Annotated in this window: 16 protein-coding genes; 12 read left to right on the top strand and 4 right to left on the bottom strand. The window is 73.6% G+C overall.

Going from position 1 to position 18,556, the window contains the following annotated elements:
• Positions 1-33: 33 nt before the first annotated feature.
• From cseB to GTY67_RS17605, 3 genes are all read right to left on the bottom strand, one after another.
• Positions 34-771 (bottom strand): two-component system response regulator CseB, encoded by a 738-nt coding sequence (gene cseB, locus GTY67_RS17615; RefSeq protein ID WP_161279291.1) that lies wholly within the window; start codon positions 769-771, stop codon positions 34-36.
• Positions 772-805: 34 nt separating this feature from the next.
• Positions 806-1,813 carry an endonuclease/exonuclease/phosphatase family protein gene (locus GTY67_RS17610; protein WP_161279290.1) on the bottom strand — a complete coding sequence of 336 codons (1,008 nt, stop codon included), beginning with the start codon at positions 1,811-1,813 and terminating at the stop codon, positions 806-808.
• Between the two features lie 118 nt (positions 1,814-1,931).
• Positions 1,932-5,231, bottom strand: coding sequence for a BTAD domain-containing putative transcriptional regulator (locus tag GTY67_RS17605; protein WP_161279289.1), 3,300 nt, complete (start codon positions 5,229-5,231; stop codon positions 1,932-1,934).
• Positions 5,232-5,398: 167 nt separating this feature from the next.
• On the opposite strand from GTY67_RS17605, the gene GTY67_RS17600 reads away from it, so the two are divergent.
• The 4 genes from GTY67_RS17600 (at position 5,399) to GTY67_RS17585 (ending at position 9,679) form a co-directional block, all read left to right on the top strand.
• On the top strand, positions 5,399-6,055 hold the full coding sequence (locus GTY67_RS17600) for an SDR family oxidoreductase (protein WP_161279288.1): 657 nt from the start codon (positions 5,399-5,401) through the stop codon (positions 6,053-6,055).
• Positions 6,056-6,109: 54 nt separating this feature from the next.
• On the top strand, positions 6,110-7,402 hold the full coding sequence (locus GTY67_RS17595; protein WP_161279287.1) for an MFS transporter: 1,293 nt from the start codon (positions 6,110-6,112) through the stop codon (positions 7,400-7,402).
• A 275-nt stretch (positions 7,403-7,677) separates the two neighbouring features.
• Positions 7,678-8,934, top strand: a complete 1,257-nt coding sequence (locus GTY67_RS17590) for a transposase (RefSeq protein ID WP_202461476.1) — start codon at positions 7,678-7,680, stop codon at positions 8,932-8,934.
• Position 8,935: 1 nt separating this feature from the next.
• A complete protein-coding gene (locus GTY67_RS17585) occupies positions 8,936-9,679 on the top strand; it encodes a response regulator transcription factor (protein WP_093689895.1) in 744 nt (247 codons plus the stop codon).
• Positions 9,680-9,820: 141 nt separating this feature from the next.
• On the opposite strand, the gene GTY67_RS17580 is transcribed toward GTY67_RS17585, so the two are convergent.
• Positions 9,821-10,579, bottom strand: a complete 759-nt coding sequence (locus tag GTY67_RS17580; protein ID WP_161279286.1) for an arylmalonate decarboxylase — start codon at positions 10,577-10,579, stop codon at positions 9,821-9,823.
• Between the two features lie 227 nt (positions 10,580-10,806).
• Here GTY67_RS17580 and GTY67_RS17575 point away from each other — a divergent pair, with 227 nt between their 5' ends.
• From GTY67_RS17575 to GTY67_RS17540, 8 genes are read left to right on the top strand one after another with little or no spacing between them, the layout of a single operon-like run.
• Positions 10,807-11,961, top strand: coding sequence for a LeuA family protein (locus GTY67_RS17575; RefSeq protein WP_093689891.1), 1,155 nt, complete (start codon positions 10,807-10,809; stop codon positions 11,959-11,961).
• A gap of 38 nt (positions 11,962-11,999) precedes the next feature.
• The gene (locus GTY67_RS17570) at positions 12,000-12,185 is read left to right on the top strand and encodes a lysine biosynthesis protein LysW (protein ID WP_093689889.1); all 186 of its coding nucleotides are present in this window, start codon (positions 12,000-12,002) and stop codon (positions 12,183-12,185) included.
• 1 nt (position 12,186) lies between these two features.
• The gene (locus GTY67_RS17565; RefSeq protein ID WP_161279285.1) at positions 12,187-13,041 is read left to right on the top strand and encodes a RimK family alpha-L-glutamate ligase; all 855 of its coding nucleotides are present in this window, start codon (positions 12,187-12,189) and stop codon (positions 13,039-13,041) included.
• Complete coding sequence (gene argC, locus GTY67_RS17560) at positions 13,038-14,093, top strand: N-acetyl-gamma-glutamyl-phosphate reductase (protein WP_161279284.1); 1,056 nt, start codon at positions 13,038-13,040, stop codon at positions 14,091-14,093. The genes GTY67_RS17565 and argC overlap by 4 nt, the downstream gene beginning before the upstream one ends.
• Positions 14,090-14,902 (top strand): acetylglutamate kinase, encoded by an 813-nt coding sequence (locus tag GTY67_RS17555; protein WP_161279283.1) that lies wholly within the window; start codon positions 14,090-14,092, stop codon positions 14,900-14,902. Before argC ends, GTY67_RS17555 begins: the two co-directional genes overlap by 4 nt.
• Positions 14,899-15,462 (top strand): gamma-glutamyl-gamma-aminobutyrate hydrolase family protein, encoded by a 564-nt coding sequence (locus tag GTY67_RS17550; protein WP_161279282.1) that lies wholly within the window; start codon positions 14,899-14,901, stop codon positions 15,460-15,462. Before GTY67_RS17555 ends, GTY67_RS17550 begins: the two co-directional genes overlap by 4 nt.
• A 53-nt stretch (positions 15,463-15,515) precedes the next feature.
• Complete coding sequence (locus GTY67_RS17545) at positions 15,516-16,646, top strand: Glu/Leu/Phe/Val dehydrogenase (protein ID WP_161279281.1); 1,131 nt, start codon at positions 15,516-15,518, stop codon at positions 16,644-16,646.
• Positions 16,646-18,523 carry an AMP-binding protein gene (locus GTY67_RS17540; RefSeq protein WP_237502644.1) on the top strand — a complete coding sequence of 626 codons (1,878 nt, stop codon included), beginning with the start codon at positions 16,646-16,648 and terminating at the stop codon, positions 18,521-18,523. Before GTY67_RS17545 ends, GTY67_RS17540 begins: the two co-directional genes overlap by 1 nt.
• Positions 18,524-18,556 lie beyond the last annotated feature (33 nt).

The raw sequence follows: 18,556 nt of genomic DNA, 5'->3' as shown, positions 1-18,556 counted from the left end.
CGGTAGGTCGGATGGTCCGTCGTCGGTCGGTCGTCAGGTGCGGACGAGTTTGTAGCCGAAGCCGCGTACGGTCTCGATCCTGCCCCTGCCGATCTTCTTGCGCAGCCGCAGCACGCACAGGTCGACGACCCGGGTGTCGCCCTCCCAGCCGTAGTCCCACACCTCGCGCAGCAGCCGGCGGCGGTCGAGGACCGAACCGGGCGCGGCGGCGAACTCCAGCAGCAGGCGTAGTTCGGTGGGGGTCAGCGGTACGGGCTTCCCGGCCCGGTGCACCTCCATGCCCAGGGTGTCGACGGTCAGGTCGCCGAAGACCAGCACATGGCCGGGGGCCTCGGGCGGCGGGCTCTGGGACGGTTCGAAGGTGACGCGGCGCAGCAGGGCGCGGATGCGGGCCACCAGGACGCCGGTGTCGACGGGCTTGACCACATAGTCGTCGGCGCCCGCCTCCAGGCCCGCGACCACGTCCAGCGCGTCGCCGCGCGCGGACATCATCAGGACCGGCACCAGGCTCTCCTCGCGGATGCGGTGGCAGAGGCCGATGCCGTCCAGTTCGGGCAGCATCACATCCAGGATCAGCAGGTCGTACGCGCCCGCGCGGAACGTCTCCAGGCCGCTGAGCCCGTCGGCCGCCACGTCGACGCGGTAGCCGTAACGCTCCAGGGCCAGTTGGACGGCGCGCCGGATCGTGGCGTCGTCCTCGACGACGAGCACGCTGACGGGGTCGGGGACCCGGGGTTCCGGCACGGTTCCTGCCTGGTCGTGGGGGAGCAATGGGGTGCTTCGCGCATCGTAGGCCGCCCGCGGCTCAGAACCTCAGCGTCGCCGCCACCGGGCGGTGGTCGCTACCCGTGGCGGGCAGGGTCCAGGACGCGAGCGGGGTCAGGCCCTTGACGAGTACGTCGTCGATCCGCACGACCGGGAACCGGGCCGGGTAGGTGAACCCGAAGCCGCTCCCCGCCTCCCGCTGGGCCGAGCGCAGCTGCGAGGTGACCGGGGCCAGGGCGCGGTCCTGGTATGTGCCGTTGAAGTCGCCCAGCACCACGACGCGGGGCGCGGTCTCGGCCCGTACGGCTGCGGCCAGCGCGCGGGCCGCCTCGTTGCGGCGGCCGGTGGTGAAGCCTGCTGCCGATACGCGTACGGAGGCGAGGTGGGCCGCGTAGACGGCTACGGGCCCCTCGGGGGTGGCCGCCGTGGCCCGCATCGCCCGGGTCCACGGCATGATCTCCACCTCGGCCACCGCCGAGAGCCGGTATCTGCTCCAGAGGCCGACGCCGCCGAGCACCGTGTGGTGCGGATAGGCGGCGGCCAGCTCTCGCTCGTAGACCGGTGCGGACTCCTGGGACAGCTCCACCAGCGCCAGGACGTCTGCCTTCGCCCCGGCCAGGGCGCGCGCGGTTCCGGCCGGGTCGGGGTTGGCCTCGTCGACGTTGTGGCTGAGGACGGTGAGGCCATGTCCGGTGGACCGCTTGTCGATGAGGGTGGGGCCGAGGAGCGATGCCCAGACCAGGGCGGGGGCGAGTACGGCGACGGCGGCGAGCCTGGAGCGGCGTACGGCTGCCAGGGCGAGGAGGACGGGGACGGCGAGGCCGGTCCAGGGCAGCAGGGTCTGGAAGAGGCTGCCCAGGTTGAGGGCGGTGTCGGGGAGCCGCGCGTGCAGGGCCATGAGGGCGGCGGAGAGCAGCGCGGCGAGAGCGAGGCGGCGGCCGGCAGACTTCTTGGTGGGGATGGGGTCCTCGGCCCGGGGGCTCCGGGTCTGCGGGGGAATCGGGCTGGGGACGGCGCCCCTCCCCGGGTCCTCCTCTGTGGTCAGCACGGATCAGGGCTCCCTACGGTCACGGGCGCGTACACCGGAGGTCGGGTACGACCCCAGCGTCCGGGAACCGCGCTTCCGGGTGGTCAGGAACGTGCTTCGGGGACCGCGCGGGTCTGTTTCAGCCGCGTATCGGCCGGACACCCTCCAGCGCCGTACGGGCCCGGCGGCCCGCCTCCTCCGGGTCCAGCCGGGCGCCCCTCTCGTACGCCTCCGTGAACGCCGCCACCCCCAGCGCGCCCCGCACCGCCGCCGTGACGCGGTCCACGTCGGCGCGTTCGGCGGGTGGCAGCGGGGCCCCGGCCCGGCGGCGGGCGGCCGCCGCCGCGCCCAGGAGGGCGGCCGCGCGGGTGGCGGCGGGGGCGTGGCCGGGGAGGGCGGCCGCGCCCGCCAGGCCCTCCAGGGAAAGGGCCAGGGCGCGGGGCTCGGCGAGGGCGCGGGCGATCTCCAGGCCCTCCAGGTGGTGGGCAGCCGCCCCCTCCGCGTCGCCGCGCAGCTCGGCGATGAAGCCGAGCTCGGCCAGGAGGAGGTGGTCGCCCGCCTGGGAGGAGACGTCGGCGTAGCCGTCGCGGATGTGGCGGAGGTGGGCCTCGGCCCCGTCGAGGTCGCCCGAGCGGCGGGCGCCGAGGGCGAGGCCCATCTCGGAGTGGATCTCGCCGTACTTGTAGCCCTGTTCGGCGGCGATCCGGCGCGCCTGTTCGTGGAGGTCGCGGGCGCGGTCGAAGTCGCGGGCCAGCAGCGCCAGCCGGCCGAGTCCGGAGAGCCGCGCGGACACCTCCGCCTCAAGGCCCAACTCCCGGGCCATGAGCAGCCCTTCGTGCTGGCGGCGCTCGGCGTCCTCGTATGCGCCCTTGATCTCGGCGAGCGCGGCGAGCGGCGAGACGGTCTGCAACTCGCCCCAGCGGTCGCCCAGTTCGCGGAAGATCAGGGCGCTGCGCGTGCCGTCGCGGCCGAGTCCGGCGAGGTCGCCGCAGACCAGCGCGAGCGTCGCGCGCAGGCCGAGAGCGGCGGCCGTTCCCCACCGGTCCCCGGCCGCGGTGAACAGGGTGAGGGCGCGGGCGTTCAGCTCGCCGCTCCCGGCCGTGTGACCCGCGCTGAACAGGCCGTACGCGCAGAGCCAGAGCGCGCGGGCCCGGCGTACGGGGTCGGGGATGGCCTCGGACGCGGGGGCGGGGCCGTGGCCGTCCGCCGTGGTGGCGGCTGCGGCCGGGTCCCCGGTGAGGAGGGCGAAGGCGGAGTGGAGCAAGGCCAGTTCGGGCGGTCCGTCGGTCGCCGCGAGCACCGCACCCAGGCTGCGGCGGGCCTCGGTCAGGCGGCCGCGCAGCAGCCACCACCAGGCCAGCGCGGTGGCCAGCCGGACCGCCTCCTCCGGCTCCCCCGCGCCCGCCCGGCGCACCGCCTCGTCCAGTGCCGTACGCAGGTTCCCGGCCTCCGCGTCCAGCCGGGCCAGCCAGGGCCGCTGCCCGGCGGAGCGCAGCTGGGGCTCGGCCTGTTCGGCCAGGGCCCGGTAGTGGAGGAGGTGGCGGTCGCGTACGGCGGTGAGGTCCTCCATCTCGTGGAGCCGCTCGGTGGCGTACGCGGCGACGGACTCCAGGAGCCGGTAGCGGGGGCCGGTGGGCCCGGCCACCACGACCACCAGCGACCGGTCGACCAGCCGGGTCACCAGGTCCAGCACCTCGTCCCGGGCCACGCCGTCCCCCGCGCAGACCGCTTCGGCGGCGGCCAGGTCGCAGCCGTCGGTGTGGGCGGCGAGGCGGCGCAGGACGATGCGTTCGGGCGCGCTGAGCAGCTCCCAGCTCCAGTCGATCACCGCCCGCAGCGTCTGCTGGCGGGCCGGGGCGCCGCGCTGCCCGAAGGTCAGCACCCGGAACCGGTCGTTGAGGCGCGACGCCAACTCCTGTACCCCCAGGGCCCGTACGCGCGTGGCGGCCAGCTCCAGCGCCAGCGGGATGCCGTCGAGGCGGCGGCAGATCTCGGCGACCGCCCGGCGCTCCGGCTCGTCCGGGGCCTCCGGGTCGCGCGGGAAGCCGGGGGCAGCGGCGGCGGCGCGCTCCATGAACATCCGGACCGCGTCGGCGGGCTCCAGCGGTTCCACCAGGAACGTCGCCTCGCCCGCCAGGCCGAGCGGCTCCTGCCCGGTGGCGAGGACCCGCAGGCCGGGGGCGGTGCGCAGGAGGAGGTCGGTGAGTTCGGCGGCGGCGTCGACGACGTGCTCGCAGTTGTCCAGGACGAGCAGGGTGCGGCGGTCGCGCAGGGCGGCGGCGAGGCGGTGCGGCAGGGAGGGCGTGGCGGGGCCGGTGCCGGGCAGGGAGCGGGGGGCGTCGTCGCGGATGCCGAGGGTGGCGGCGACGACCTGGGCGAGGTCGGCGGGGGTGCCGGAGCGGATACCGGCGAACTCCACCAGCCAGGTGCCGTCGGCCAGTTCGCCCGCCCGCGCCCTGTCCCGCTCGGCGGTGGCCGCCGCCACGGCCAGCCGGGTCTTGCCCACGCCGCCGGGCCCGGTGAGCGTCACCAGCCGCGCCCTGGCGAGGAGTTGGGAGAGGTCGGCGAGGGCCTCACGGCGGCCCACGAGGGGGGTGAGGGGGACGGGGAGGTTGGAGTGGTGCGGCGGGGCGGGGGTGGGTGCGGCCGGGCCGGGGGGCGGGGTGCCGGTCGCCTGGGCCACGGCTTCGGGGGTCGCCGCACTCAGCCCCGGCTCCTGCCGCAGCACCGCCCGGTGCAGCGCGGCCAGTTCGGGGCTCGGGTCGACCCCCAGCTCCCCCACCAGCCGGGCGCGGAGGTCCTCGTACGACGCGAGCGCCTCGCTCTGGCGGCCCGCCGCGTACAGGGCCCTCATCTGGACGGCGCGCAGGCGCTCCCGCAGCGGGTGGAGCGCGACGAGGTCGGCCAGCTCCCCGGCGAGGAGCGCGTGGTCCCCCGCCTCCAGGCGCGCCTGGGCCTGCTCCTCCAGTACGGAGAGCCGCTGCTCAGCGAGGCGCTGGGCGGCCGCCCGTACGAAGGGGCCGTCCGCGAAGTCCGCGTACGCCGGTCCGCGCCACAGCTCCAGGGCCTCGGTGAGCAGCGCGGCCCGGGCGCGCGGGTCCTGGACGGGGCGGGCCCGCGCCACCAGGGCCCGGAAGCGTACGGCGTCCACCTCGTCGCCGCCGTCGTCGAACCGCAGCCGGTAGCCCGGGGGTTGGCGCACCACCCGGTCGCGGCCGATGACCCGGCGCAGCTGGGAGACCTTGGCCTGGAGCGCGCCCGCGGGCCGGCCCGGAGGCGCGTCGCCCCACAGGTCGTGGATGAGGCGGTCGGCGGAGACCGGCCCCCCGTCGTTCGCGAGCAGATCCGCCAGCAGGGCCCGGACCTTGGCCTCGGGGACCCTGACTTCCCGTCCCTCGCCGTCCCACACCGCCAGTGGCCCGAGCACCCCAAACCGCATAGGCGCCACCGTACAGGCCCGGGGCACCGGCCCCCGGGGCTCCGGGCACCCCCTGCCCCCGCCCGAAGGTTTTCCGAAGGTTCTCCGAAGCGGCCGGGCGCAGAGTCGTCCTCGCGGGCGGTTTCGCGATGCGTCCCCGCGGGCGGCGCCTGGAGGGAGCGGCAACCATGACCAAGTACGCGCGCAGAAAGGCCCTGGTCGTCGGCGAGGCCACCGATATCGGCCTGGCCATCGCCAAGCGGCTGGTGGAGGGCGGGGCGAGCGTCCTGCTGACCGCCCGCACGGAGGCCGAGCGCGCCCACGCGGTCGCCGAACTCGGCTCCGCCGCGCGCGTCGTCACGCCGTCCGCCGTGGAGGCCGCCCTCACCGGGGAACCCGCCCCCGCAGGTGACGGCACCACCGGCACGACCGGCCTCGGGAACAGCCCCACCGGCCTCGCAGAAGGCCCCACCGGCTCGGGGGACGGCCCCACAAGCCCCACAGCCCCCACCCGCGTCGGGCTCCTCTTCGCCGACGCCATTCCCACCGCGCGCCCCCTCCTCCCGTACGTCGAGGACGGCGGTGCGGTCGTCCTGACCGCACCCACCCCGTGTCCCGACGCCGTACGGGCGCTCGCCGGCGAACTCGCCGCGCGGGGCATCCGCGTCAACGCGGTGGCCCCGGGCTGTATCGAGGCGCCGGGCTCCGGCGCCGTACCCCTGCCTCCGCTGGGGCGTCTCGGCGCCGCCGAGGAGGTGGCCCGCGCCGCGCTCTTCCTGGCCACGGAGGCGACGTTCACCACCGGCGCCCGGCTCCCCGTCGACGGCGGCCTCGGCCGCCCCTGAACCCCTCCGTCCCCGCATCCCGCACCTCCCATCCGGAAACCTGGAGCACACCCCATGAGCACCGCACCCGACACGGCGCCCGCCGCTGCGGCACCGGACCCCAAGGGCGGGGGCGAGGACCAGCAGAAGCTTCCGCTCTTCGCCCTGCTGGCCCTGGCCACCGCCGTCTTCATCACCTGCCTCACCGAGACCCTCCCGGCCGGTCTGCTGCCCGCGATGAGCGAGGACCTGCGGGTGAGCCAGTCCGCGACCGGCCAGACCGTCACCGTCTACGCCATCGGCACCGCCCTCACCGCGATCCCGCTCACCGCCGCCACCGCGGGCTGGCAGCGGAAGAAGCTGCTGCTCACGGCCATGGCCGGGTTCGCCCTTGCCAACACCGTGACGGCCCTGTCGTCGGTCTACGAGCTGACGATGGTGGCGCGGTTCGTCGCCGGTGTCGCCGCCGGCCTCGCCTGGGCCCTGCTCGCCGGGTACGCCCGCCGCCTGGCCCCCGTACACCTCCAGGGCAAGGCGATGGCCATCGCCATGGCCGGTATCCCCGTCGCGCTCTCCCTCGGCGTACCCGCCGGAACGTTCCTCGGCGAGTGGCTCGGCTGGCGCGTGGCGTTCCTGTCGATGACCGTGCTCACGGTCGTCCTGCTGGTGTGGATCTTCGTGGGCGTACCGGACTTCCCCGGCCAGGAGCGCGGCGAGCGGCCGAAGCTGCTGCGGACCCTGACCATCCCGGGCGTCACCCCGGTCCTCTTCGTCACGCTGGTCTTCGTGCTGGCGCACACCATCCTGTACGCGTACATCGCCACGTACCTCAAGGACCTGGGCCTCGGCAGCTCCACCGGCCTGGTGCTCCTCGTCTTCGGCGCCGCCTCGCTGGCGAGCATCTGGATCGTCGGCGCGCAGATCAACCGGCGGCTGCGCGGTCTCACCGTCGGCGGCGCGCTGCTGGTCGCCGTGGCCTCGCTGCTGCTGGCCGTCCTCTCCGACACCACCGCCCTCGTCTATGTGGCGGCGGTGCTCTGGGGCCTTGGCTGGGGTGGTGTGCCCACCCTCCTCCAGACCGCCGTCGGTGACGCGGGCGGCGAGTCGGCCGATGCCGCGCAGGCGATGCTCGTCACGCTCTGGAACGTCGCGATGGCGGGCGGCGGCATCGTCGGCGGCATCCTGCTGGACACCCTGGGCAGCGAGTCCTTCCCGTGGACGGTCCTGCTGCTCCTGCTGCCGGTGATCGCGGTCGTGCTCTACGCCCGCAAGGCCGGATTCCCCGCCCACCGGCCGGTGGTGGAGGCCGAGGAGGCGCCGGCCCCGGCCACCGTCCCGGCTCCCACCGGCGCCGATCCGGCGGCCTGAGGAAGCGTGCCCGGGCCATGTTCATGATTTGTTGACACTTCACCGGTCGGCTGCGGGACCCGGCTCCACCAGTGGTGGAGCCGGGTCCTTCCGCTCCCCGCGCCCCTCGCCCATGCCGCTCCGAGGGGCGTTTTCGCAGGTCAGGCCCCGAACTCGCAAAATAGACGGCCGACCCGGGCAAACTCCGTTCCGGGCGGTACTTTCACCTCGTACTGATGTGCCATGTATCCACTCGGGTGCGAGCGGTGACAAGTATCGAGGGGGCGTAGCGTTACATGTCGTCAAGTGAGGTGCGCGCGGCGGTGCCGGGCGACGGCGCATACATGCAGACGTTCATGGACGAGATCTTCCGGGCCTTCCAGCGGCCGGAGCAGCGCCGCTGGGCGCAGGCATATCTCTGGGCCCTGATCCATGTATCGGGCAAGAAGACGCCCCGCCGCATGGCCCTGGCGAAGCCCTTACCCCCGGCCGCGGCACACGGTCTGCACCAGTTCATCAACGCCAGCCCGTGGGAGTGGACGCCGGTACGCCGCCGGCTCGCCCGCCGGGTCGCCGCGCGGACGACCCCGCACTCCTGGACCGTCGCCGAACTCATCATCCCCAAGCGCGGCGAGCACTCGGTGGGCGTGCACCGGCGCCTCGACCCCGTCACCGGACGCACCGTCAACTGCCAGCGGGCGCTGGTCTTCTTCCTCGTCTCGGGGACCCAGTGCTACCCGGTGGACTGGAGCCTCGTGCTCGGCGGGGCGTGGGACTCGGACCGGGAGCGCAGACGCCGGGCCCGCATCCCGGGCTCCGAGGCCGGACGCACCCCTGCCGACCATGTCGTCGGGTACGCCGCCGAGGCGGCCGCACAGCCCCAACTCGCCCATCTGCCCTGGGTGCTGGACCTGACCCGGTGCGACGAAGCGGCGGGGGTCCTCGCGGGCCTCACCCGGCAGCGGGCCGATGTGGTGTGCGAGGTGGCCCCGGACCACCTGGTGCTCCTCACCGGGCAGCACACGCCCGTCGTGACCACGGTGAGCGCGCTCATGGAGGTCCGGCACGCCCGGCAGACCCATGTCCTGCTCCGGCAGACCCCGGACGGCCGGGTCCGGCCCGTACCGGTCCACACCTACGCGGGCACGGTGGGGGCGCCCCGGCCCGGCCTCGGGGACGACGTGGGCGCACGCCCGTACCGCATCCTGGAACGGCCCGACCCGGACGGCCGGCAACCCGCCCGGTACTGGCTCACCACCCTCACCGACCGGCGGGTGGAGGAGGTCCTCCGGCTGGCGCGCGGCCACGCCGCCGCCCTCTCGGCCGTCACCACGCTCGGCCGAAGATTCGGCGTCCTCGACTTCGAGGGCCGCTCCTTCCCCGGCTGGCACCACCACATGACCATGGCCTCGGCCGCGTACGTCTACCAGCGCCTGCCCGGCGCCGCCGGGGGCGCGTCCGGGGGGACCGCCGCCCCGCCGGACGCGCCGCCCCGCCTCCGTAACCCGCCCGCCCCACCCCCCGCCGTCGCGCTCACCGGCGCCTCCAGCTGACATGGCGGCGCCCCGGATCGACGTGAAGCCGAGGAGAGAGGGTGGGTGGGGCAACGTGAGACAGGTACTCGTGGTGGAGCAGGACGCGGCCGCAGCGGCGGCCATGGTGGGCGATCTGCGGCGGCAGGGATTCACCGCCCGCAGCGTCTCCACCGGAGAGCGGGCGCTGCGCGTGTACGGCGACGCGGATCTGGTGCTGTTCTCCCTGGAACTGCCCGATATCGACGGGCTGGAATTGTGCCGTTCCCTGCGCGGCGGCGGGGACACGGCCCTGATAGCGGTCACCGATGCCGACGCCGAACTGGAACGCGTCCTCGTCCTGCACGCGGGCGCCGACGACTGTGTGGTGAAAAGCTGGGGATTCCGGGAAATCGGGGCCCGTATCGAAGCGGTGCTACGCCGTTCCCGGCCCCGGCAGAACCTTCCGGGCACCATTTCCCTGCGCGATCTGCATATCGATCCGCGTCGGCAGGAAGTACGGCTCGGGGGACGGCTCGTCGGCGTCACGTCGAAGGAATTCGAGCTGCTCTACACACTGGCCGCCACCCCGGAGACGGTCGTGACCCGGAAAGAGCTGATGGCCCGGGTCTGGGGCAGCAACTGGGGGCACACCAGCCGCACGATCGACACCCATGTGAGCAGCCTCCGGGCGAAGCTCGGCTCCGGCGGCTGGATCATCACGGTCCGGGGCGTGGGGTACCGGATGGGGTACGCCTGGCAGATGCCGGAGACGACGGCGGGCTGAGCGGACGGAGGCCTGACCGGGCCGCGGCCGAGCGGACCGGGGCCGAGCGGACGAGCGGTGGTACGGCCCCGGGGCGCGCGTTCCCGGGGCCGTCGCCGTCACCCCGTCGCCCCGGAGCACGCACGCCCCGCCGTCACCCCCTCACACCACCGCCCCCTCCAGCCGCCGCAGCAGCGGGTGGTGCGCCTCACCCTTCTCCCCCACCACCCGCCGCGCCCACCAGGCCGACGCCAGGTTCGAGGTCAGCAGGGTGCGGTGCGGGTCGCTGCGGGCCAGCTCGGTCAGCGCGGCGAGCGTGCCCATGCCCGTGCCCGTGAAGAGCAGGGCCGTGTCGGCGGGCAGCTCCCGCTCCCGTATCCGCCGCAGGATGGCCCCGGTCGTCACCGCGTACGGGTCGAAGTGCGCGTCCCCGCCCGGGCGCGCGGCCTCCTCCGCCGGGACGAGCACCACCCCGTCGACGGTGAGGCCGGCCCGCTCCCAGAAGGCCCGGGAGGTGTCGGTCAGCCACGGCTCGTACGGGGAGACGAGCGTCAGCCGGGTCACCCCCAGCGCCTCGCAGGCCGCGAGGATCGCCTGCGTGGAGGAGTGCACGGGCGAGTCGGCCCGCTCGGACAGCTCCTCGCAGAACGCCCGGTCGCCGTCCGGCTCCAGCAGGTAGTGCGAGGCGCTGCACGCCACCACCGTGGCGTCCAGGCGCAGGGCGCCGAAGCTGCCGATCAGGTCGGGAAGCACCTCGTTGTACGTCTCCAGCATGGCCCGGAGCCCGGCCCCCGGAGTCACCGGGAAACGGGAGGTGTACACATTCATTCCGGCGCCGAGCAGATGGTTGAACTCAGGTTCCGCCGTGGGGTTTTCCGGCGGTACGACGACCCCCAGCCGGGGCAGCGAGAAGAGATCCATGCCCAGCACCGTAGGGCGTGCGTCACATCAACGGGTGTTCTTCGTCCGCTATTTGGCACGCCCGGACACCACCCTTGCACGGCCTTTCCTTCCTGACATTCCTTGACACTCCGCAACACAGCTCTGACACGGCAGACATTGCTCTTTTCAGCCAGGCGCCGAAGGATATGGATCAGCGAATACAGCCCTGATCGCCAACCCCTTTCACGGAAAGAGGAGCAGAGGAAATGGCAGCAGAAGGCCCCGAGAAACTGGAGAGGCCGCCCCGTATATCGGACGCGACGCTGCGCGATTCCGCACACATGGCGGGGGTGGAATTCGGCCCCGAGGACGCCGCCGCCATCGCGGACCTGCTGGTGCGGACGGGCGTCGAGCTCGTCGAGGTGGGCATGGTCTCCGGACCGGACTCCAAGGACGCCGACCTCGTCCTCGCCACCCACGAGGCGGTCACCCCCGAGCGCAGCATGACGCTCGTCGTCGTACGCGACCGCCGCCAGGTCGCCCGTGCGCTGGACGAGGCCGAGCGGCTGGGCGTGCGCCACATCATGTACTCGATCCCCACCTCCGAGCAGCACGCGCAGCTGAAACTCGACTCGGCGAGCCCCAAGTTCCTTCAAGCGCTGGCACGTTCGGCTATCCAGCAGGCGAAGGAGCGCGGCTTCCACGTCACGTTCAGCGGTGAGGACGGCGCCCGTACGCCCCGGGAGCGGCTCGTCCCCTATGTGGAGGCGGGGTTCGCGGCGGGCGCCGACCGGTTCCGGCTGGCGGAGACCGTCGCCTACCTCTCGCCCTGGCAGATGGAGGAGGTCATCGCGGACATCACCGCGATCGACGGCTCCGAGATCGAGATCCACTCGCACAACATGCTGGGCATGGCCGTCGCCAACTCCCTGGCCGCCGTACGGGCCGGTGCCCGGTGGATCTCCGCGACCGTCGGCGGGATCGGGGAGCGCGGCGGCAACGCCCCGCTGGCCGAGCTGCTCACCTCGCTGCGCGTCATCCACGGCGACACCCGCTTCGACCTCACCCATCTCACCGAGCTGTCCCGGATCGCCCTGCGCGGCGCGGGCCTCGGGGAGGCCTTCCAGTCCGGGCCGACCACCCCGCACGCGTTCGCGTACGAGCTGCCGGGCCAGCTGAGCCATCCGCACGCGTACGAGACGCTGCCCGCCGAACTCGTCGGCAACAGCCGCGAGTTGCGCGTCCGCAGCCGCCTCACCCCCGCCCTCGTCCGCTGGGCCCTGGCCGATTCGGGCCTGGAGGTCGACGTCGACGCCTTCACGCCGTGGCTGGCCGAACGGCAGGAGCGGGACGGCCGCCCGCTGCTGGACCGGGACACGATCCGCAAGGCCGCCATCGACTTCCGCCCGGTGCCCGCGTAACCCACCCCGACCCTCCCGACCGATCTACGGAGTTCACGATGTCCACCGCCACCCTGACCGGCGTATGCCCCGAGTGCGAGACCGACCTGACCGTCCCCCCGGTCGCCCTGGGCGAGACGCTCTCCTGCCCCGAGTGCATCCTGACCCTCCGCGTCGAGGCCGTCGAGGACGGCCGGCTGACGCTGGAGATGGTCGAGGTGCAGCTGCGCGACTGGGGCCAGTGACATGGGCGCTCCCCGTCCCGTCGCCCTCGTCGCGGACCGGGTCGCCTGGGAGGAACGCCTGCTCATCGAGGCGGCCCCGGCGTTCGGCCTCCACATCGACTGGGTCAACGACGAGTCGCTCTCCCTGGGCCACCCGGACGCCCCGTCGGTCAAGGGGTACGACACCCTCCTCATCCGCAGCCGCAGCTACACGCGCGGCGGCCTGATCGCCACCCTCGCCGAGGCGGCCGGCGTCCCCACGCTGAACACCGCCCGGGCCATCCACGCCTGCGAGAACAAGGCCGCCCTGCGCGCCCTCCTCCGGACCGCCGGTGTGCCGGTCCCCGACCACCGGCTCGTGCTCTCCCGCAAGGACTTCGACAAGGCCCTGGCCGACCTGCCGCTCCCCCTCGTCCTCAAGCCCGTCTTCGGCGGGATGGGCAAGCGGGTCACCCTGATCCGGCACGCCGACACCGCGCACTCCGTGTACGACTACATCGAGGACCTGGCCCACGCCTTCGAGCAGGCCAGCGTGGTGGAGCCGTACCTCGGCGGCAGCTCGGTGCGGTGCCTGGTCGTCGGGCGGGAGCTGATCGGGGCGGCGGAGTTCGAGAGCGGCGGCAGCGACTGGCGCAACAACGCGGCCCTCGGCAACAAGAACCGCGCCATCGCCCACGACCCCGACGTCGTCAAGATCGTCGACGGTGTGGTCGACGTCCTCGGCCCCGGCATCTACGGGGTCGACCTCTTCGCCACCCCCGACGGCTATGTCGTCAACGAGGTCAACCACGCCCCCGGCTTCCGGGCCGTGGCCTCGGCCACCGGAGCGGACATCCCCTCGGCCATCGGCCGTCATGTGCAGGAGCTACTCGCATGATCCGTGCAGGAGTCGTCGGCGCCTCCGGGCTCGCCGGCGGCGAACTCATCCGCCTCATCACCCAGCACCCCGACCTCGAACTCACCTTCCTGGGCGGCTCCTCCAACATCGGCCGCCGCCCCTCCGAGCTCCACCCCGGCCTCCGCAACGACCGGGGCCTGACCATCCAGCCGGTCACCGAGGAGGTCGCGGAGAAGGCCGACGTCCTCTTCCTGGCCACCCCGGCACCGGTCTCGGCCGAGCTGTCCTCGCTGCTCGCCGACCGCATCCCGGCGATCGTCGACCTCAGCGGCGCGTTCCGCATCCGTACGCCGGAGCTGCACGACCGCTGGTACCCGAAGGTCAAGCGCCGCACCGACCTGGCGGACCGCTTCGTCTACGGCGTACCGGAGCTGATCGGCGACCAGTTGAAGGACGCCGCCCTCATCTCGCTGCCCGGCTGCTACGCCACCGCGATCACCCTGGGACTGGCCCCGCTCACCCTCGGGCTCGGCCTCGACCTGAAGACGGTGGTGGTGGACGGCAAGAGCGGGTCCAGCGGCGGGGGAGTCCAGCTGCGAACCTCCGACCTGCACCCGTTCCGGGCCGGGGCCATCGCCCCGTACTCCCCGACCGGGCACCGGCACGCCGCCGAGGTCGGGGACTTCCTGGAGCGGAGCAAGCCCGGCACCATCGGGAACCTCTCCATGTCGGCGTACGGCGTCCCCAACGTACGGGGGCTGCTGACCAGTTCGTATGTGTTCACCGACGAGAAGGTGGACCAGCGCGAGCTGAACCGGGCCTATCTGCGCTTCTACAAGGGGCGCCCGTTCGTCCGGGTCCGGCGGCACAACGAGACGCTGATCCCGGTCCCCGACCCGCAGGTGGTGCTCGGTTCCAACTACGCCGACGTCACGGCCCTGTTGGACGAGGAGGGCGGCCGGATCGTCGTGCTCGCCGCACTCGACAACCTGGTCAAGGGGGCGGCGGGGCAGGCCGTGCAGGTGACGAACCTGCGGTTCGGGCTGCCGGAGGAGACGGGGTTGACGCAGCAGCCGGTGATGCCGGCATGAGCGCGGACCGTTCCCTTCCTACGGTGGTCAAGCTCGGCGGCAGCTGCCTGGACGGCCTCGACGGCACCTGGTGGGACGACCTGGCCCGGCATGGCCGGGACCGGCCCCTGATCCTCGTGCACGGCTGGTCCAAGCCGCTCAAGAAACTCGACGCCCGCTACAGCGAACCGTCCGCCATCCTCCGCGACCGGTACGGCAACCAGAGCCGGTGGACCACCCCCGAGGTCATCGACGACATCAAGACGGTCAGCGCCGTCCTGGCCGAGGACGTCCTCACGCGGCTGGAGAGCCGGGGCATCACCGCCGAGCGGCTGCTCGGCAGCGACGGCCTGGTCAGCGCGGCCGAGGGCGAGCGGTGGTGGTGGCGGGAGAAGCAGCTCGTGGAGCTGGAGAACCTCGTCGGCCCCATCACCGGCGTCGACCCGGCCCCGCTGAAGAACCTCCAGCCCGGCCACGCCTACCTGGTCACCCCGCTCGCCCGGAACGCGGCCGGCCAGGAGGTCAACACCGACGCCGACCGGGCCGCCGCCGCGATCGCCGGGGCCACCGGCGCATCCGACCTGGTCCTGGTCACCGACGTCGGCCATCTGCTCATCGACGACCGGCCGGTACACCGGATCAGCGCGGCGGACGCGGCCGCCTTCCGCGACAAGGGCGCCAAGGGCGGCATGCGCAAGAAGCTGCGCGCCGCCGGTGAGGCCCTGGAAGGCGGAGTGGAGCGGGTCGTCATCGGCAGCGCCGCCGTCACCGAGCTGCTGGACGGCTCCACCGGCACGCTGATCACCCGATCGGAAGGCGGAGAGGCATGAGCAGATCCCGTGTGCTGGTCGTCAACAACGGAACGCTGTCGCTCAAGCAACTCCGCTCGCGCTTAGAAGAGTTGGGCTCGGACACGGAGGCCGTCGACGCCGCGTCCGTACCCGCCCGGGTGGACGGCCGCTACCAGGCCATCGTGCTGAGCGGCACCAAGGTGCGCGCGTACGACAGCGCGTTCTACAAGCCCCTGATCGACCTGGTGACGACCACGGACGTGCCGGTCTTCGGCATCTGCGGCGGGATGCAGATCCTCGCCGTCGCGGCCGGCGGCCGCCTCGCGGAGGGGCCGCAGCGGGTCGGCGGCTACGAGGTGCGGGTGGACACGGAGGAGCCGCTCTTCACCTACGTGAAGCCCACGGTCACCGTCTTCCACCGGCACACCCTCTACCTCCAGGAGGCCCCGGCGGGCTACCGCTCCATCGGCCGCTCCGAGCACGCGCCCGTGGAGTTCCTGCGCTCGGACGACGGCCGGATCCACGGCGCGCAGGCCCACCTGGAGTTCCGCAAGGACGGCCTGGAGATCCTGCGGGGCTTCGCACAGCTCTACCAGTGATCCGCCCCCTTTACACATCTGCCCCACGCACCTGACAGAACAGGGATTTCGTCATGAGCGCTCTGGAAGAACCGCAGGACCCCGCCCTCACCGTCCACCTCAACGGCAGCGGCGGCGCCATCAAGGGATGGGTGGTCATCGACACGCTCGTCGACGGCCTGGCGATGGGCGGCACCCGGATGACCACGGGGGTCACCGAGGAGGAAGTCGCGGGCCTGGCCCGGGACATGACCGAGAAGTTCACCCTGGCGGGGCTGCGCATCGGCGGCGCCAAGGCCGGGATCGTCGCCGACGGTACGAACTCCGAGGGCGCGGCCCGCGAGGAGACCTTCCGCACCTTCGGCCGCACGGTGAAGCCGCTCCTGCACGGCGGTATCCACCTCGGCATCGACATGGGCGTCACCCCCGCCGACCGGGCCGTCTTCTTCGAGGAGGCGAAGTACGACCCCCGCTACCGGCTCGGCGCCCCGGACATGCCGATCGACTGGCGTACGTACTACGAGCCCCTGATCGACGCCACCGGCCACGGTGTCGGCGTCGCCGCGATCACCGCCCTGGAGGCGAGCGGCCGCACCGAACCAGCCCGGGTCGTGGTGCAGGGGTTCGGCGCGGTGGGCCGGGCGGTGGCGCGGTTCCTGGAGGACCGGGGGCACATCGTCGTCGGCGTCGCGGACGTGCGGGGCACCATCAGCGCGGACCGGCTGCCGGTGGCCGAACTCGTCGCCATCACCGACCAGTTCGGGGCCATCGACCGCACCCGGCTCCCGCAGAACGTCACGCTCTCCGCCGAACCCGACGCCTGGCTGGACGTGGACGCGGACATCCTGATCCTGGCCGCGCAGAAGTACGCGATCAACGCCGAGAACGCCCACCGGCTGCGGGCCGGCCTGGTGGTGGAGGGCGCCAACCTCGCCTCCAGCGCGGCGGCCAAGGAGAAGGTGGCCGCCTCGGGGGCCGGTCTGGTCCCCGGCGTGATCGCCAACATCGGCGGCGCCGCCTCTGCCGCCCTGGCCGTCACCCGGGTCGTCCCGTTCGACCTGGAGGCCGAGGCGCGCAAGGCGTGGGTCTTCGACTGGGTCGGCGACCGGGTCCGCCAGAACACCCGGGACCTGCTGGAGATCGCGGCCTCCCGCGCGGGCAACCCGCTGCCGGAGCTGCTGGCGGCCCGCCGGAAGGAGAGCTGATGAGTACGGCGGCGAGGGAGCGGGCGGTACGTGCGGGGGCGGCCGGCGCGGAGGAGAGCGAGCCTGGCTCCGTCGGGGCGGCTGTCGCGGAGGAGAGCGAGCCAGCCCCCGCCGGGGCAACTGTCGTGGAGGGGCGCGAGTCGGCCTCCGCCGGGGCGGCCGGCGCGGAGGGGCGCACCGGAACCGACGGAGAACGTGCCGCCGAGAACCGCCGCCGGGGCTGGTGGCGGGAGGCGACCTTCCTCGACGACCTCCACCGCCAGGCCCGGGAGCACCCGCGCCGACTGGCCATCGCGGGACGGCGCGTGGCGGAGTCCCGTACGGACACCCTCGACTACGCCGAACTGAACCGCCTGACGGACCGGTTCGCCCTGGCGCTGCTCGAACTGGGCGTCCAGCGCGGCGACTTCGTTGCCGTACAACTGCCCAACCGGTGGGAGATGGTGCCGCTGATCTTCGCCTCCATCCGGGTCGGCGCGGTCATCATCCCGATCTCGCCCGTCTGCACGGAGGTGGAGCTGCGCCACCGCCTCGGGCTCACCGAGGCCCGGGTGTGCATCACGCTCCCGGAGTGGTCGGGCACCCCGCTGGCGGAGATCGCCACCCGACTGAAGGACGAACTCCCTTCCCTGAAGCACGTGTTGGTGGTGGACGGCCCGCTGCCCGAGGGTGCGCGCCCCTTCCACGAGCACTTTGTGGCGGAGGAGCGGGAGGAGCGGGAAGGCGCCGCCGCCCGGCTGGAGGGTCTGGCGCTCGGCGCGGACGACCCGTTCGTGGTGCTGTTCACCTCCGGCACCACGGGTCTGTCCAAGGGGGTGCTGCACAGCCAGAACACGGTGCACTCGGCGGTACGCGGATACGTCGACGCGTTCGGGGCGGGCAAGGACGAGGGCGGTGACGGGGACAGGGCCGGGGACGGCGTCGGCTGGGTGGCGGCCGTTTCCACTCCCCTCGTCCACTACTCGGGCTTCGCGCAAGGGGTGCTGGCCGGGGTCATGCTCGGCGGCACGGTCGCCTTCCAGGACGTACGCCGTAACGAGGCCCTCCTCGACCTGGTGGAGCGGTACGGGGCGACCCTGCTGTACGGGCCGCCCGCCACCCTCGCCGATGTGGCCGCCTCCCAGCGGGCCGAGCGGCGGGAGACGAGCACGCTGCGGCATGTGGTGATCGGCTCGGCGCCGGTGCTCCAGGAGCTGGCGGACGAGGTCCACGAGACGCTCGGCGCCCGCGCCCACTCGCTGTGGGGCATGTCGGAGAACGGCCCCGTGACCACCACCCGCCCCGAGGACCCCGAGGGCTGGTCGGCGCGGAGCAACGGCCGTGCGATCGACGCCATGGAGACCCGGATCGAGACGTCGGAGGCGTACGGGGCCCCGGGCGCCGAGGGTTCCGTGGGCCGGCTCAAGGTGCGGGGCGCGTCGCTGGCGCTGGGGTACCACCGGCGGCCCGAGGCGTTCGCGGCCGAGCTGGACGAGGACGGCTGGTTCGACACCGGCGACCTCGCCCGGGACGACGGCCGGGGCGGCATCCGCATCATCGGCCGGGCCCGGGACGCGGTCCTGCGGGACGGGCGGGTGGCGCCCATGACGGAGCTGGAGGCGGTGATCGGCAGCCACCCGAGGGCGGAGGAAGCCGCGCTGGTGGGGCTGGAGGCGGCCGACGGGACGGGCGACGTGATCGTCGCCGTGGTGGTCCCGCGCGGCGGCCGGGGTCCGACGCTGGAGGAGATCCGGGCCCGGGTCACGGATGCGGGCCACGACGACCGCTTCCTGCCGGACCGGCTGGAACTCGTCCCCGCGCTCCCCAAGACCCTGACCGGCAAGGTCCGCAAGGCCGAGCTACGGGAGCGGTACGCCACGACCACCCCGGCCCCCTGACCCGTACACCCCACACCGCACACGCCACACCGA

The sequence above is a fragment of the Streptomyces sp. SID8374 genome (assembly GCF_009865135.1).
Taxonomy (GTDB): Bacteria; Actinomycetota; Actinomycetes; order Streptomycetales; family Streptomycetaceae; genus Streptomyces.
This window is presented reverse-complemented; position numbering and strand designations above follow the sequence as displayed.